The sequence below is a fragment of the Vibrio gallaecicus genome (assembly GCF_024347495.1).
GTDB lineage: Bacteria > Pseudomonadota > Gammaproteobacteria > Enterobacterales > Vibrionaceae > Vibrio > Vibrio gallaecicus.
In genome coordinates, this window is sequence record NZ_AP025490.1 from 600,985 (window position 1) to 617,274 (window position 16,290).

The window sequence follows — 16,290 nt, forward strand, 5'->3', positions numbered from 1 at the left end:
TAGTATATAATCCGTCGGTTTCACACAATAAATGATGCAAAATTACAGGTTTTAGCTGGTTATAATGGAACTTATCCGAGGCATTCACAATATTAAAGCGCAGCATCATGGCTGTGTATTAACCATAGGTAACTTTGATGGTGTTCATTTAGGGCATCAGGAAGTTTTACAACAAGTATCGCGTCAAGCTGACTTGTTAGCGTTACCTTCTGTCGTTATGACATTTGAACCGCAACCTATGGAATTTTTTGCTAGGGATAAAGCGCCGGCGCGCCTGACTCGCTTGCGAGATAAGTTTGTTCAGCTCAGTAAACTTGATATTAATCGATTGCTGTGTGTGAATTTCAATCAGTATTTTTCGAGTTTATCCGCCGAAGCATTTATTAAAGAATTGCTTGTCGATAAGCTTGGCGTTAAGTTTTTAGTTGTTGGTGACGACTTCTGCTTTGGTAAAGGTCGTACCGGTAATTTCGCTATGTTAAAGCAAGCGGGTGATAAATATGGTTTTGAGGTGGTGAGCACCCAAAGCTATTGTTTAGATAAACGCCGCGTGAGTAGCACGGAAATACGAAATGCATTAGCTGCAGATGATTTTGCAAATAGTGCTACGATGCTAGGGCGTGATTACAGTATCAGTGGTCGCGTTTCTCATGGTCGTAAATTAGGAAGAACGATAGGTTTTCCTACGGCTAATATTCCTCTTAAACGCTGTGTCTCTCCTGTATCTGGAGTCTATGTTGTGCAAGTTCTCGATCTTGATGGGGTGACCGTCGGTGGAGTGGCTAACATAGGGCAAAGACCAACAGTTGATGGAATTAGGCAACAACTAGAAGTACACTTTTTTGACTTTAAAGCCAATTTATATGGTAAACAGTTAGAAGTAGTACTTTTACATAAATTGCGTGATGAAAAGAAATTTGAATCATTTGACGCACTTAAAAATCAAATAGAATTAGATGCTGAAGCTGCAAGGGTGTTGTTGCTTCAGTTAAAGAATTAACCGGATGATTCCACTGGTTAAAATAATGTCTAACCTCGCCCAATATGACGGAATTAAGAATCGATGAGTGATTATAAAGATACCCTGAACTTACCTGAAACAGGGTTTCCAATGCGCGGCAACCTGGCTAATCGTGAGCCAGAAATGCTTAAACGTTGGTACAAAGAAGATCTTTACGGTGAAATCCGTAAAGCAAAGAAAGGTAAAAAGTCTTTCGTACTACATGATGGCCCTCCATACGCGAACGGCGATATTCATATTGGTCACGCGCTGAACAAGATTCTTAAAGACATTATTATTAAATCTAAGACCCTTTCTGGTTTTGACGCACCGTACATTCCAGGTTGGGACTGTCACGGTCTTCCAATTGAATTAATGGTTGAGAAGAAGAAAGGTAAGCCTGGTCAGAAGATCTCTGCTGCTGAATTCCGCGAAGAGTGTCGTAAGTACGCAGCAGGTCAAGTTGAAGATCAGAAAGAGAGCTTCAAGCGTCTTGGTATCATGGGTGAGTGGGACAAACCTTACCGCACTATGGATTTTGGCACTGAAGCGAACATCATTCGTTCTCTAGGCAAAATTGCAGACAAAGGTCACCTTCTTAAAGGTTTCAAACCTGTTCACTGGTGTACTGACTGTGGTTCTGCTCTAGCTGAAGCTGAAGTTGAATACAAAGATAAAGTTTCTCCATCTATCGATGTGAAGTTTTCTGCAGCTGACGAAGAGGCGCTTCTAGAGAAGTTTACTCTAGCTGAAGGACACGCTGGACAAGGCGAAATCTCTATCGTTATCTGGACGACAACACCATGGACTCTGCCTGCAAACCGCGCAGTATGTCTACGTGATGATCTAGAATACGTACTTATTCAAGTTGAAGAGAATGGCGAACAGCCAGCCCAACGTATCGTTGTTGCTTCTGAACTAGCAAAAGACGTAATGGACCGTGCAGGTATCGATCACTTCCATAACCTTGGTTTTGCTACTGGTACTGATCTTGAGCTTTCTCAGTTCAACCACCCGTTCTACGACTTCACGGTTCCTGCTGTTCTTGGCGATCACGTAACAACTGACTCTGGTACTGGTGTGGTTCATACCGCTCCTGGTCACGGTCAAGAAGATTTCGTGGTTGGTAAGAAGTACAACCTAGAAATCGCTAACCCAGTAGGTTCTAACGGCGTTTACCTGCCAGACACTGAGCTATTTTCTGGTCAGCACGTATTCAAAGCGAACGACTCTGTTTTAGAAGTTCTAAAAGAGAAAGGTGCACTGCTGCACCACCACGCTTACGAGCACAGCTACCCACATTGTTGGAGACACAAAACTCCAATCATCTTCCGTGCAACACCACAATGGTTCATCTCTATGGATCAAGCTGGTCTACGTGCTAAAGCACTAGAGTCAACGAAGAATGTTGAGTGGATGCCTGAGTGGGGTCAAAGCCGTATCGAAGGTATGATCGAAGGTCGCCCTGAATGGTGTATCTCTCGTCAACGTACTTGGGGTGTACCAATTGCTCTGTTCGTTCATAAAGAAACGTCAGAACTTCACCCAGAAAGCCCAGCTCTTATTGAAAAAGTAGCAAAACTTGTTGAAGAGAAAGGCATCCAAGCTTGGTGGGATGTAGATGCTGCTGAACTTATGAGCGCTGAAGACGCTGATAAGTACGAAAAAGTAATGGATACGCTAGATGTATGGTTTGACTCTGGTGTTACGCACTTCTCGGTTGTGGATTCTCGTGAAGAGTACAACTTCCCGAATGAAGAAAGAACGCACAGTGCTGATCTTTACCTTGAAGGTTCTGACCAACACCGTGGCTGGTTCCAGTCATCTTTGATTTCATCTATCGCGATGAAAGACGAAGCACCATACAAGCAAGTGCTAACGCACGGTTTCGTGGTTGATGGTAACGGCCGTAAGATGTCTAAATCTATCGGTAATGTTGTTGCTCCTAAAGATGTAACTAACAAGCTAGGTGCGGATATTCTGCGTCTATGGGTTGCTTCTACGGACTACACAAACGAAGTCGCGGTTTCTGATGAGATCCTTAAGCGTTCAGCTGATGCGTACCGCCGTATTCGTAACACAGCTCGTTTCTTCCTTGCGAACTTAAACGGTTTCAACCCTGCAACTGATCTGGTTCCTGCTGATGAAATGGTAGCACTTGATCGTTGGGCTGTGGGCCGTGCTCAAGCTGCACAAGAAGAGATTGTTAAAGCATACGGCGAGTACAACACTCACGGTGTGACTCAGCGTCTAATGCAGTTCTGTTCTATCGAAATGGGTTCTTTCTACCTTGACGTAATTAAAGACCGTCAGTACACAGCGAAGCAGGGCAGCCATGCTCAACGTAGCTGTCAAACTGCGCTTTACTACATCGTAGAAGCACTAGTTCGTTGGATGGCACCTATCATGTCATTCACAGCTGATGAAATCTGGAACGAAATGCCAAGCTCTTTACCAACTGGAGAGCAGCGCGACACGTTCGTATTCACTGGTGAATGGTTCGAAGATCTATTCGGTCTTGCAGAAGGTGAAGAACTAAGCAACGAATTCTGGGCTGAAATCCAGTCAGTTCGTGGCGCAGTGAACAAGCTTCTTGAAGACGCGCGTAAAGAAAAAACAATCGGTGGCGCACTGCAGGCTGAAGTAACTCTGTACGCTGACGACGCACTAGCGGCGAAAATCAACAAACTAGAAGATGAGCTACGTTTCGTACTGATTACTTCTGCAGCTGTTGTTAAGCCACTTAGCGAGAAGTCTGATACTGCTCAAGCAACGGACGTTGAAGGTCTATTTGTTGAAGTAGCCGCAACAGAAGCTGAGAAGTGTGACCGTTGTTGGCACCATACTCCAGATGTAGGCACAATTGAAGGTCACGAAAAAGTATGTGGTCGTTGTGTGACAAACGTCGATGGTGAAGGTGAAGTGCGTAAATACGCATAATTTGCTAGCAAGCAACTGAACTTTTTAGAAATATTATAGCCCCAGTATCTACTGGGGTTATTTTTAGGTTTTAGGAAAAGGTATGAGTGAACAATCACTAACATTAAAACAATCTGGTGTACGTTGGTTATGGTTAGCTCTGCTAGTCTTTATTGCTGATATCGCCATTAAGTTAGTTGTTATGGATAATATGGGATACGGCTGGGCAAATCGAATTGAGATCCTACCGTTTTTTAACTTACTGTATGTTCATAACTACGGTGCTGCTTTTAGCTTCTTAAGCGATCAAGGCGGATGGCAGCGTTGGCTATTTACCGGTATCGCTTTTGTGGTAACAGGCATGCTGACTTACTGGATGAGTAAGCTTCCAGCATCGGAGAAGTGGAATAACATCGCTTATGCAATCATCATTGGCGGTGCGGTTGGTAATGTATTTGACCGTGTTGTGCATGGCTTTGTCGTGGATTACCTAGACTTCTACTGGGGCGCATACCACTGGCCTGCGTTTAACTTAGCGGATATGGGGATCTGTATCGGCGCTGCGATGATTATATTAGATGGTTTTCGTAAGAAAGATGAAAGTAAATAAGCTGCTCTGAAGTCAGTCTATGACTCACAGATTAGAATAGCCCTAAGCGCTGTCGGTTGATTCCAACAGCGCTTTTTGTTTATGCTGCACAGGATAAGACAATCAAATAAAACTGTTCTTCCAATAATAAAGAAATCTAAGGAAAGTCACGTGGTAGCAATTAAAAAAGATTCAGCAGTAACTCTACATTTTACTATCAAAATGCAAGATGGATCTGTTGCCGATAGTACTCAGAATATGGGCAAGCCAGCGAAATTTATTATGGGTGATGGAAGCCTGAGTGAGAATTTTGAGCAATGCTTGATCGGCTTAGAAGCTGGTACAAAAAAGTCGATTGAATTAAAAGCAGAAGATGCGTTTGGTATGCCGAACCCTGACCATATTCATCACATGGATCGTGCGAAATTCGTTGGTGATGCAGAAGTTGAAGTCGGTACTATCATGGCGTTTTCAGGTCCTGACGGTATGGAAATTCCAGGTATTATTACTGAAATCGCTGGTGACTCGGTGACGGTTGATTTTAATCACCCCCTCGCGGGACAAGATGTTACTTTCGACGTGGATATTTTAGAAGTTGAATAGAGATTGATTGGCAAGGTTAAGAGGTTCTAGCCTTGCCTTCAGATAGACATAGCACCTTACAGTCGATTCTAACCAAGCGCTTCACTGTTTTTGAGCTTCACTGTAGAATGCAAGCTTCGCTAATCGCGAACTCCATGGAAACGATTTTAGCCCCGCTTTAAGCTTATAGCCTCTGCGTTAAGCTATGGGTATGTAAAGTGACAATGAATTGAGCAATAAAATGAAAATAATGTTAGCTAACCCTCGTGGCTTTTGTGCCGGTGTTGATCGTGCGATCAGTATTGTTGAACGTGCACTTGAGATGTATCAGCCGCCTATTTATGTTCGTCATGAAGTGGTTCATAACCGTTTTGTTGTTGAAGGGTTAAAACAGCGTGGTGCTATCTTTGTTGAAGAAATCAGTGAAGTGCCTGATGATAATATCGTGATCTTTTCTGCCCATGGTGTATCACAAGCTGTTCGCAAAGAAGCGAAAGAGCGCGAACTTACCGTTTTTGATGCGACTTGCCCGTTGGTAACGAAAGTTCATATGGAAGTGGCTCGTGCAAGCCGCAAAGATATGGAAGTGGTATTGATTGGTCATGCTGGTCACCCTGAAGTCGAAGGTACTATGGGGCAATACGCTAGTAAGTCAGGTGGTATGTATTTGGTAGAGAAACCGGAAGACGTTCAACATTTGGTAGTTAATGATGCGTCCAACTTGCACTATGTCAGCCAAACGACATTATCGGTTGATGAAACCGCTGATGTGATTGAAGAGCTGCGCCGTGTTTTTCCTGAGATCCAAGGTCCACGTAAAGACGATATTTGTTACGCGACACAAAACCGACAAGATGCCGTTCGTGAAATGGCGAATGATGTAGATGTGGTTATTGTTGTTGGTTCTAAGAACTCATCAAATTCCACAAGACTAAAAGAATTAGCCGAAAAGTTAGGTACGCCAGGTTATCTAACAGATTGCCCAGAAGACATAAAACCAGAATGGGTCGAAGGCAAGGTTAAGATAGGTGTTACAGCCGGTGCATCAGCTCCTGAAGAGCTTGTGAATCAGATCCTTGATCGTATTCGAGAGTTAGGTGCTGAGGGAATTGAAGAGATTCAAGGGCGTGAAGAAAATATGTTTTTCGAAGTGCCTAAAGAGTTACAAATAAAACAGATAGACTAACGATTCTAAATGGGGTTTGAGTGTAAGTCGTACTCAAATCCCATGACTCGTCCATACTTGCCTTATGAACATACCCGCCCACTATTGAATCCCTAACTGCTCTTTTAATACTTTCAAATAGCGCCGGCTCACTGGGATCTCAAAGCCAGTTGAAGTGATGATTTCAGCCAAACCATTCTCTAAAAGCTTTATTTCTTGAATCCATTGTATATTCACTAAAAACTGCCTGTGACAGCGAATCAAATGAGTTTTTTCCTCTAGTACCTTTAGTGTCAGTTGTGAGCAAGCAGTTTGTGTTGAGCTTCTTACATGAACACCACTAATATCAGAGTAAGCGCACTCGACTGATTTACTCGACATAATCACAATTCTGTTATGCCCAATACAGGGAATTTGCTCTAAATTTTCAGGTGCGATTTCATTAACACTTTGCACTGGTAGAGTGAGCCCTTGGTTGTGCACCTTACTTAATCTAGTCACGCTTTTTTTCAGGCGCTGTGGTTCTACGGGTTTAAGCAAGTAATCAAAAGCATTGTCTTCAAAAGCTTGAATCGCATATTGATCGTAGGCAGTAACAAAAACAACGTAAGGCATAGAATCAGGGTCGAGCATGCTAAGTAATTCAATTCCAGTAACCTGTGGCATTTGAATATCAAGATAAACCACATCGGGCTTGAGTTGGTTTATTTTCTTCAAACCTTCAATCGCATTACTTGCTGAGCCAATCACTTCCACACCGCCAGTTTCAAGAAGCAGCTCCGTTAACTCCTCTCGTGCAAACTGTTCGTCGTCGATGACTAATGCCTTCAACATACTTGCTCCTTAAGAATAAGCGTGCCGTGTAAAGCTATCTTCGCTTGTAAAAGTCTCGTTCCTTGTGACATTTCTAAACCTGATTATGAGTATGTGATTGGAAATGATCTTGCTTAGGGATCATAAAGCTCATTCGGGTAAATTGCTGTGGAATACATTCTATTTTTAATGAAGATTGAGCGCCAAATAGATGAGTGAGTCGCTTATCTACAATTTCCATGCCTAGCCCTTGATGGTTATCCTCGGGATCTTGGTAATTACCAGCATTGTCTTCGACTGTAATTTTAAAACCATGAGCAGTTTCTTGGCTGTATATTCGAATGCATCCACCTTCGAGTAAGTTCGATATCCCATGTTTAATGGCGTTTTCAACCAAAGGTTGCAAAGTGAAGCTTGGAATCTTCAAGTCATATAAACTCGGGTCTATCTCCCAAATAATTTCAAGCCGATCAGTAAAGCGAGCTTTCTCAATCGTAAGATAGGAATTGACGTGAGCAAGTTCATCTTTGACCGTTACCGAGCTGATGTTTTGCTTGAGGTTACTGCGGAAAAATTGAGAAAGGTGCTGTATTAATCCTCGCGCTGTATCCGGATCTTTTCTTGTAACTGCACTAATGGTATTCAAAGCATTGAACAAAAAATGTGGGTTTACCTGTGCGTGTAAAAGCTTTATTTCGGCTTGAGTAAGTAAGGTTTGCTGTTGCTGATAATTACTAAAAAGTAGTTGGCTTGAAAGCAGTTGGGCAATACCTTCAGCCATAGACATGTTGATGGTAGAAAATAACTTTAGCTTAGGTTCGTACAGCTTTATTGTGCCGACCACCTCATCACCTGAACGTAATGGAATAATGAGTGCAGATCCTAATTTACAATTGGCAGATAAGGAGCATTGGTATGGAGTATCTTTACCATCCAGATAAATAATATCGTTTTTATTCATTGCTTCGAGGGTGGAATGCGAAGAAATTGGCGTATTGGGTTTATGGTGTTCATCGCCAATGCCTACAAAAGCTAAAATTTTCTCTCTATCGGTAATAGCGACAGCACCAACATTGGTTTCCTCATAGACAATACGAACAATTTGCTCTGCGTTTTTTGAATTAAACCCACCATGTAGTATCCCCACAGAGCGCTCTGCAATGGTCAAAGCTCGGCGAGAGAAGGTCGCAGAATACTTCTCAAAAATGGTTTTTTTATCTTGGATAATGCTCATAAAGAGTGCAGCACCACATGAGTTTGCGATAATCATTGGCGCAGCAATATCAGAAACAAGCGCGTAAGACTGAGCAAAAGGCTTGGCAACGATCAGTAAGACGAGCATTTGGATAATTTCGGCAAACAATGTGATTGAGAAAACAACCATAGGGTTAAATAGTTGCTCCGTTTTATTCCTGCGAACTAAATAAATATGAAGTAGCCCGCCAATTAGACCTTCGGCTGTGGTAGAAATGGCACAAGCAAGGTCGGTAAAGCCCCCTAATGAATATCGATGAATTCCTCCTGTTAGCCCAACGGCGAAGCCAACTACAGGACCTCCAAATAACCCGCCCATGACCGCTCCAATCGCTCGTGTATTAGCAATGGCGTCATTGATTTGCAAGCCAAAATACGTACCCATGATACAAAATAATGAGAATACGACGTAGAGACTGAACTTATGTCTTAGTCGAGAAGAAACATTGAGTAAAGGAAGGAAAATTGGCGTTTTACTTAGCATGTAAGCAAGTACTAAGTAGACGCACATTTGTTGAAGTAAGGAGAGAACCAGTTCCATTACAAACCCTTAAAGATCAGATGTTATAAGTTTAAGTGATTGATTAGTATTAAACAAAACAAATAAGGGATTAGATGGAAAGGCTTAACCTTGGCGTAGGTAATGATTAAAGTTAGGTAGAAAACAGATGTTATGACCTAACTTTAATCACTACTGTCTCAGTGTTTTAACCCACTGTTTAATTCATTTGTAGAGCACTGAAAGATCAGTAGAAAATGAATAATTCAGAGGTATCAAATAACTTAAAAAATGAAAAATCTTCCATGTTTTTCTCCTAGCACTAGAGTATTTAGGCGTTTGGTTTTTATCGTTATCTATTTAACCCTAGTGCAGGTCATGGTGGTTTTCCATGCCTATTTCTATTCTTATTTGTTGCTTTAGCAATGCATTGTTTTTAGTTAGGAAAAACTAAGCCCATCATATGATGGGCTTAGAAGGGGTTATTTAAGCTTTAGATAAACCCAAGTTGCAAGCAAAGGTGTTACTTATTATTGAAGCTGCTGTGATTGTTGAGATCATTGTCTCTATGCAGTTTTAGTGACTGCTTTATTTTCATCAGCTGATTCATCTTGTTCATTTGCGTAGTCACGTTCGCCTTTCCCTTTGGAAATCTTGATGACATAAGCGGTAATCAATAGTGCAGATACAACGCCGACAATAGTCGATAATTGCATTGGTAAGCCAAAACCAAGTTGGCTGTTACTTAAAATAAAGGTGATACATACTGTTGTCATGAAAATAGCTGGAACGGTTGTTATCCAGTGCAATTTATTATGGCGTAGTAGGTATGCGGATGCTGTCCACAGCATCATGACTGCGGTTGATTGGTTAGCAAAACCAAAGTAGCGCCAGATAATACCGAAATCTACTTGAGTCAAAATGCCACCTAAAACAAACAGAGGTAATGCCATTAGTAGGCGGTTACGCAGTGTTTTCTGTTCCATGTTGAAGTATTCAGCAAGGATAAGACGGCTTGAACGGAAAGCTGTGTCACCAGAAGTGATTGGTAGAATAACCACGCCAAGGAAAGCAAGGATACCACCAAATACACCCAGCAAACCAAATGAAGCGCTGTATACCACGTTACCCGGACCACCGTTTGCAATCGCGTCAGACAGAGATTCAACTGAACCGAAGAACGATAGAGCAAGTGCACACCAGATTAGAGCAATGATACCCTCACCAATCATTGCACCGTAGAAAACGAAACGGCCGTTCTTTTCATTTTCCATACAACGCGCCATAAGTGGTGACTGAGTCGCGTGGAAACCTGATATAGCGCCACAAGCAATAGTGATGAATAGTGCAGGCCAAAGTGGTAGGTCATTTGGATTCATGTTGGTGAACATGTCTTTCATCTCAAAGCCACCCATGATTTGGTGCTCGTCTGATAAGCCAATAGCAGTGATTAATCCAACAGACATGAAAATCAGCAGTGCGCCAAATAGTGGGTAGAAACGACCAATAATCTTATCTACAGGGACAACAGTAGCGATGATGTAGTAGGCAAAGATAATTACAACCATTGTAGACATCGACATGGTGAAATCAGTTTGGTCATTGACTAGGTTAGTAATCATACCTGCAGGTGCTGAAACAAAAACAACCCCAACAAGAAGTAGTAGGACAATGGCAAAGATATTCATAAAGTGTTTTGCGCCATTACCTAAGTAACGTCCAGTGATAGTAGGAACTGAAGCTCCGCCATTACGGATAGATAACATGCCAGAGAAGTAGTCGTGAACTGCGCCTGCAAATACACAGCCTAGAACAATCCATAACATTGCAGCAGGACCGTATAAAGCCCCCATAATAGGTCCAAATATTGGTCCAACACCTGCGATGTTAAGTAATTGAACTAAATATACTTTAGGTGTCGACATGGGTACGAAATCCACGCCATCTTGTTTGGTAATTGCTGGGGTTTTACGGTTTTCATTGATACCGAAAACCTTTTCGATAAAAGTACCGTAAATAAAATAGCCACCAATTAAAGCTGCTACGCAAGTTAGAAACCACATCATAACGTGTTATCCCTGAGTTGAATGAGTAAGTCAGAGTGCATACTAGAATAAGGAAATAGAAGCTTCACGCGATACTGAAGCGAGTGGTCGAATGGCGAGTTTAGTGGTGCTTATCTGAATTAAGTGGTTTGGAGGAAGCTTGAGTGGTTTAGGGTAAGTGCGAGTGGCTAAATAAAATGTCTAAGTGGTTATTAACCTATTTAAGTGGTTCTATCTTTTAGGTTGCCAGCTTTTACAAATATCTAACGCTTTACTATATCGAGAGTTTCACTAATGCTTAATTTGTTGGAACACTCTAGACCAATGCAAATATGACTACTGATTAAAAGGGATTTAAATCGTTCACTGGTTATTATTGCCTTTTAGTGGCAACCTATAGTTATAAAAGTAAGGGATTGAAATGAAAAGAATAACAACGTGTTTATTGGCTATGGCTGCATTGTCAGGTTGTACGGCAAACCTTCAAGATCTAGCAAATGAAGGTGACTGGGTAGAAATAGGTTATCGAGACGGTGTGAAAGGAAACCCTCAACGTCTATATAGTGAGTTATCAGCATTAGGCAGTGTTGATCAAGCGAGTTATGAAACTGGTTATCAGCAAGGTGTAGAAGAGTTTTGCGATCCGAACCATGCCTTTCAAATTGGGCTGTCAGGTCAGTATTACGAAGGAGTATGCGCAGGCTTCGAGCATGCTCAGCAGTTCCGTATGGAGTGGCAACGTGGTTGGACTGAATACAGTAACTAGGCTTTTCTTTTCAAGATTTAGTTGAGTACATTCAACTTAACGCGCTTTTTATCTTTAAGACGATTAGAGATGCAAAGCGCGTTTTGTTTTTAACGAGACCTACATTTAATGAGATCTATATTCAATGAGGTCTAAATCTAAAGCTCAGTATTGATCTCGACAGCCTTACGTAGGAAACCTTGCTGTTTCGAAAGTTGTAGCTTTGCGGTAGCTAAATCTAGATCAGTTAAGATCATTAAGATCGCAAGTTTAACCTCGTAGTTGGTTTCTCTTAAGGTCGATACGGCTTGATGCTTCTCACAGTCTGTTGCTTGCATAACAATTCTTGCCGCTCGAGCGACCAGCTTTTCATTGGTCGCTTTTACATCCACCATCAAGTTCTGATAGCTTTTTCCTATTCTGATCATACTCGCAGTCGTCAGCATGTTGAGAACCAATTTCTGTGCTGTACCTGACTTTAAGCGTGTTGATCCCGTCAATGCTTCAGGACCAACTACCGGGCTTATAGCGATTTTAGCAATGTCAGCAATTGGAGAGTCAGGGTTACAAGATAGGGCAATGCTGGTGGCACCGATCTCATTAGCATACTCCAAACCGCCAATAACATAAGGTGTCCTACCACTTGCGGCAATCCCAACTAACACATCATTTTCAGTGAAATTAATGTCTTTTAGGTCGTTTTCCCCAAGTTCAGGTGAATCTTCGGCTCCTTCTTTTGCTTTTAATATTGCCTCTGGTCCACCGGCAATAAGACCCACTACCATTTGGTCAGAAACACCAAAAGTCGGTGGGCACTCAGATGCATCAAGTACACCTAAACGACCACTGGTGCCTGCGCCCATATAAATAAGTCGAGCACCTTTTCTAAATGCTTCCGTTATTTTATCTACGGCTTGAGCGATTTCGGGTAAAACTTTTTCGACAGCTAGAGGGACTTGTTTATCTTGCTGGTTAATACGTTCTATTATCTCGTGTGATGAAAGAAGGTCTATATCCATGGTGTCTGGATTTCGCCCTTCAGAGACGAGTTGAGATAAGGCTGAAATTAAAGCGTCGTTGGTCATAGGTATCCTTAAAGATTGTCTACGAGCAGCTGTGGGAGGTCAGTCTGCATAATATAAAACACCCAAAGAGGCGAGCTTACTCGCCCCAGTCACTTCAGGTAAATTACTAGGTAAGTTATGAATTCGTCGTTGGGCAAGCCATGCGAAAGCCATTGCTTCCATATAATCAGCGCTGACACCTTTTGAATCTGTGGAGGCAACATTCCAATTAGGGAGTAATCGTGTAAGCCTTTCCATTATGAGTGGGTTACAGGCGCCACCGCCACAAACCAGTAATTCAGGTTCGGTGCCCAAGTGATAGCGGTTAACTTCGTTTGCTATTGTGGTTGCGGTAAATTCACAAAGTGTACATTGAACATCTTCAGGTGATAAATGGGTAAATTGAGATAACTGTTTTTCGAGCCAAGGTAAATTAAATAGTTCTCGCCCAGTACTTTTTGGAGGACGTTGCTCGAAATAAGCGTTACGTAGTAGTTGTTCTAATAATGGTTCGTGAGTAGATCCTTGCTTAGCAAATTGTGCATCACGATCGAACTTCTGGTTGAGGTGTTTATCAACCCAAGCGTCCATGAGCATGTTGCCAGGTCCGGTGTCATAGCCAAGTACTGGGTGATTTGGTCGCAGAACGGAAATGTTGGCAATGCCACCAATATTTAGAACGATAACTGAGCTAGAGCTTGCTTTGAATATCGTGTGATGAAATGCAGGGACTAAAGGTGCACCTTGCCCGCCTAACGCCATATCTTTTCGTCTAAAGTCAGCAATCGTTTGAATACCTGTTTTGGTCGCAATGACGTTGGCATCACCTAACTGCATAGTAAAGGGAGAAGAGCCTGTAGGTTGATGAAAAACCGTTTGACCATGGTTACCTACCGCAGTGATATCTTTTGCAGAGTAGCCAGACCTTTCGAGTAAATCTAATACGGCATCAGCAAAGAGGTGACCAAGCTGGTGGTCTATTTCACCAATGGCTTTTAAATCTGTAGCTTGACCAATACAAACATTGAGTAAGCTTTGTTTAAGACTATTAGGCATTGGGTGTTCACCATGGGCAATAAGGGAAATTTTATTGCCACTAATGCTGACTAATGCTGTGTCGACTCCATCCATGCTAGTGCCAGACATCACACCAATATAAAGCTCTCTCTGTTTCATTCCTAAACTCTTCCGACATTGGGTTAAAAACATTGTAATGCAAAATCAAAGCGAATAATCTCGATAAGTTTATGAATTTTAGGCTTAGTAAGGGATAAATATGGGACCGTTATGGCTCGATGTCGCAGGTTGTGAATTGACGGCAGAAGATAAAGAAGTTTTGGAGCATCCAACCGTAGGTGGTGTCATATTATTTGCTCGTAACTATTATGATAGTGAGCAGCTTCTAGCCTTGAATACCGCTATAAGAAAAGCGGCTAAGCGTCCTATTTTAATTGGTGTTGACCAAGAAGGCGGAAGAGTTCAGCGTTTTCGTGACGCGTTTTCTATCATTCCTGCTGCTCAAGAATTTGCGAAACATAAAAATGGTGAAGAATTAGCTGAGCAAGCTGGCTGGCTAATGGCGGCTGAGCTGATTGCTCACGATATTGATTTAAGCTTCGCGCCTGTTTTGGATAAAGGTCATGAGTGCAAAGCGATAGGAAACCGTGCTTTCGGCGATAATATTGAGACTATTGTTCGCCACAGCAGTGCATTTATATCGGGGATGAAATCCGTAGGGATGGCTACAACAGGTAAACACTTCCCTGGGCATGGTGGTGTGATTGCTGATTCTCACTTAGAAACCCCTTATGACGAGCGCCATGATATTTTTGAAACAGATATGGCTATCTTTAAGGCTCAAATTGAAGCGGGCATTCTTGATGCAATGATGCCAGCGCATGTGATTTATCCCAATTACGATAGCCAGCCAGCTAGTGGTTCTAAATACTGGCTTCAGACTGTACTTAAGCAGCAGTTAGGGTTCAAAGGGCTCATTTTCTCTGATGACTTAACTATGGAAGGGGCGGCAATTATGGGTGGACCCGCCGACAGAGCGAAGGCTGCTTTGAATGCGGGTTGTGACATGGTGTTGATGTGTAATAAACGAAATGCACAAATTGAAGCTCTTGATCACTTAGCTATTCAAGAGGTGCCTTTAGCTAACTCATTGCTTAAAAAACGCAACTTTGATTTACCAACTCTTCATTCGGATAGCCGATGGAAAGAGGCTTCAGAACAAATTAAGCGAATGCTAAACGCTGGGTGATAAATAAACACTCAATAAGTTTTAAGGAGGCGATATGAGAAATATCGTCTTTTTTGTATGTGTGAGACGCGGTTTAGAACTATTTGTATCTTATAACTAATTAAAATCTTAGTGTAAATATTAATTTACACTAAATGTTTTTTATTATTTACACTTGCAATCGTTTTTATAGCTGTTATTTTAGTTTCTAAAGATTGTTAGCCCATATGGATGTCTGGGTGTAAAAATAAATATACAGGTTGAGTTATGCAAAAAAGTGAATTAAGCAATGTCAATATTATCGACGAACAGGTACTGATTACTCCTGAAGAACTTAAAGAAAAACTGCCTTTAAGTGATAACGCTCGTCGCTTTATTCAAGAGTCTCGCGAAACTATCGCTAATATCATTCATAAGAAAGATCACCGTATGCTTGTAGTGTGTGGTCCTTGTTCTATTCATGATCTAGAAGCTGCGAAAGAGTACGCGAAACGCCTTAAAGCATTGTCTGAAGAGCTTAGTGACCAACTGTATATTGTGATGCGTGTGTACTTTGAAAAGCCAAGAACTACCGTTGGCTGGAAAGGTTTAATCAATGACCCGCATTTAGATGGCACTTTCGATATAGAGCATGGTTTGCATGTAGGTCGTGAGCTTCTTGTTGAACTAGCAGAGATGGAAATTCCATTAGCGACAGAGGCACTTGATCCTATTAGCCCACAATACTTAGCCGATACTTTTAGCTGGGCGGCCATTGGTGCTCGTACTACCGAGTCACAAACACACCGTGAAATGGCAAGTGGTCTATCTATGCCAATCGGCTTCAAAAATGGTACCGATGGCAACTTAGGAACGGCAATTAACGCAATGCAAGCTGCGTCTTCAAGCCACCGTTTCATGGGTATTAGCCGTGAAGGTCAAGTTGCACTATTGACGACTCAAGGCAACCCAAATGGTCATGTGATTTTACGTGGTGGCAAGCAGACTAACTACGATTCAGTATCCGTTCATGAGTGTGAGCAAGAGCTTCAAAAAACAGGTCTTGATGCTGCATTAATGGTGGATTGCAGCCATGCAAACTCTCGTAAAGATTACCGACGTCAGCCATTGGTTGCTGAAGATGTGATTCACCAAATTCGTGAAGGTAATAAATCTATTATTGGCCTAATGATCGAGAGTCATTTGAACGAAGGTAACCAGTCTTCTGATATCCCTCTAAATGAAATGAAGTATGGTGTTTCAATTACGGATGCATGTATCAATTGGGATTCAACTGAGGCACTATTAAAACATGCACATACGGAGTTAGTCCCGTTCTTAGAAAACCGCCTGAAAGGTTAGTTAGCTACAAGTTAAGGTTTTTAACTAAA

The 16,290-nt window shown here is 42.0% G+C and carries 13 protein-coding genes; 8 read left to right on the forward strand and 5 right to left on the reverse strand.

Annotated elements, in window-relative coordinates; translation table 11 throughout:
* Positions 1 to 64: 64 nt before the first annotated feature.
* From ribF to ispH, 5 genes are all read left to right on the forward strand, one after another.
* Positions 65 to 1,000, forward strand: coding sequence for a bifunctional riboflavin kinase/FAD synthetase (gene ribF, locus OCU78_RS02660; protein WP_137374557.1), 936 nt, complete (start codon positions 65 to 67; stop codon positions 998 to 1,000).
* A gap of 63 nt (positions 1,001 to 1,063) precedes the next feature.
* Entirely contained in the window at positions 1,064 to 3,940 is a 2,877-nt protein-coding gene (gene ileS / locus OCU78_RS02665) for an isoleucine--tRNA ligase (protein WP_137374558.1), read from the forward strand.
* 82 nt (positions 3,941 to 4,022) lie between these two features.
* Positions 4,023 to 4,529, forward strand: a complete 507-nt coding sequence (gene lspA, locus OCU78_RS02670; protein ID WP_137374559.1) for a signal peptidase II — start codon at positions 4,023 to 4,025, stop codon at positions 4,527 to 4,529.
* Between the two features lie 150 nt (positions 4,530 to 4,679).
* Positions 4,680 to 5,111, forward strand: a complete 432-nt coding sequence (gene fkpB / locus OCU78_RS02675; RefSeq protein ID WP_137374560.1) for an FKBP-type peptidyl-prolyl cis-trans isomerase — start codon at positions 4,680 to 4,682, stop codon at positions 5,109 to 5,111.
* A gap of 220 nt (positions 5,112 to 5,331) precedes the next feature.
* Entirely contained in the window at positions 5,332 to 6,276 is a 945-nt protein-coding gene (gene ispH / locus OCU78_RS02680; protein WP_137374561.1) for a 4-hydroxy-3-methylbut-2-enyl diphosphate reductase, read from the forward strand.
* 81 nt (positions 6,277 to 6,357) lie between these two features.
* On the opposite strand, the gene btsR is transcribed toward ispH, so the two are convergent.
* From btsR to OCU78_RS02695, 3 genes are all read right to left on the reverse strand, one after another.
* Positions 6,358 to 7,089 (reverse strand): two-component system response regulator BtsR, encoded by a 732-nt coding sequence (btsR, locus tag OCU78_RS02685; RefSeq protein ID WP_137374562.1) that lies wholly within the window; start codon positions 7,087 to 7,089, stop codon positions 6,358 to 6,360.
* A 73-nt stretch (positions 7,090 to 7,162) separates the two neighbouring features.
* Positions 7,163 to 8,863 (reverse strand): sensor histidine kinase, encoded by a 1,701-nt coding sequence (locus OCU78_RS02690; protein ID WP_137374563.1) that lies wholly within the window; start codon positions 8,861 to 8,863, stop codon positions 7,163 to 7,165.
* A gap of 524 nt (positions 8,864 to 9,387) precedes the next feature.
* Complete coding sequence (locus OCU78_RS02695; RefSeq protein ID WP_137374564.1) at positions 9,388 to 10,887, reverse strand: carbon starvation CstA family protein; 1,500 nt, start codon at positions 10,885 to 10,887, stop codon at positions 9,388 to 9,390.
* 400 nt (positions 10,888 to 11,287) lie between these two features.
* Here OCU78_RS02695 and OCU78_RS02700 point away from each other — a divergent pair, with 400 nt between their 5' ends.
* The gene (locus OCU78_RS02700; RefSeq protein WP_137374565.1) at positions 11,288 to 11,632 is read left to right on the forward strand and encodes a DUF2799 domain-containing protein; all 345 of its coding nucleotides are present in this window, start codon (positions 11,288 to 11,290) and stop codon (positions 11,630 to 11,632) included.
* 137 nt (positions 11,633 to 11,769) lie between these two features.
* Here the strand turns inward: OCU78_RS02700 and murQ are convergent, their stop codons facing one another.
* Together murQ and OCU78_RS02710 are read right to left on the reverse strand one after the other, a co-directional pair.
* Positions 11,770 to 12,696, reverse strand: coding sequence for an N-acetylmuramic acid 6-phosphate etherase (murQ, locus tag OCU78_RS02705; protein WP_137374566.1), 927 nt, complete (start codon positions 12,694 to 12,696; stop codon positions 11,770 to 11,772).
* A gap of 39 nt (positions 12,697 to 12,735) precedes the next feature.
* Entirely contained in the window at positions 12,736 to 13,851 is a 1,116-nt protein-coding gene (locus OCU78_RS02710) for an anhydro-N-acetylmuramic acid kinase (protein WP_137374567.1), read from the reverse strand.
* 100 nt (positions 13,852 to 13,951) lie between these two features.
* On the opposite strand from OCU78_RS02710, the gene nagZ reads away from it, so the two are divergent.
* Both nagZ and OCU78_RS02720 read left to right on the forward strand, forming a co-directional pair.
* Complete coding sequence (gene nagZ / locus OCU78_RS02715; protein WP_137374568.1) at positions 13,952 to 14,941, forward strand: beta-N-acetylhexosaminidase; 990 nt, start codon at positions 13,952 to 13,954, stop codon at positions 14,939 to 14,941.
* A 246-nt stretch (positions 14,942 to 15,187) separates the two neighbouring features.
* Positions 15,188 to 16,261, forward strand: coding sequence for a 3-deoxy-7-phosphoheptulonate synthase (locus OCU78_RS02720; RefSeq protein ID WP_137374569.1), 1,074 nt, complete (start codon positions 15,188 to 15,190; stop codon positions 16,259 to 16,261).
* Positions 16,262 to 16,290 lie beyond the last annotated feature (29 nt).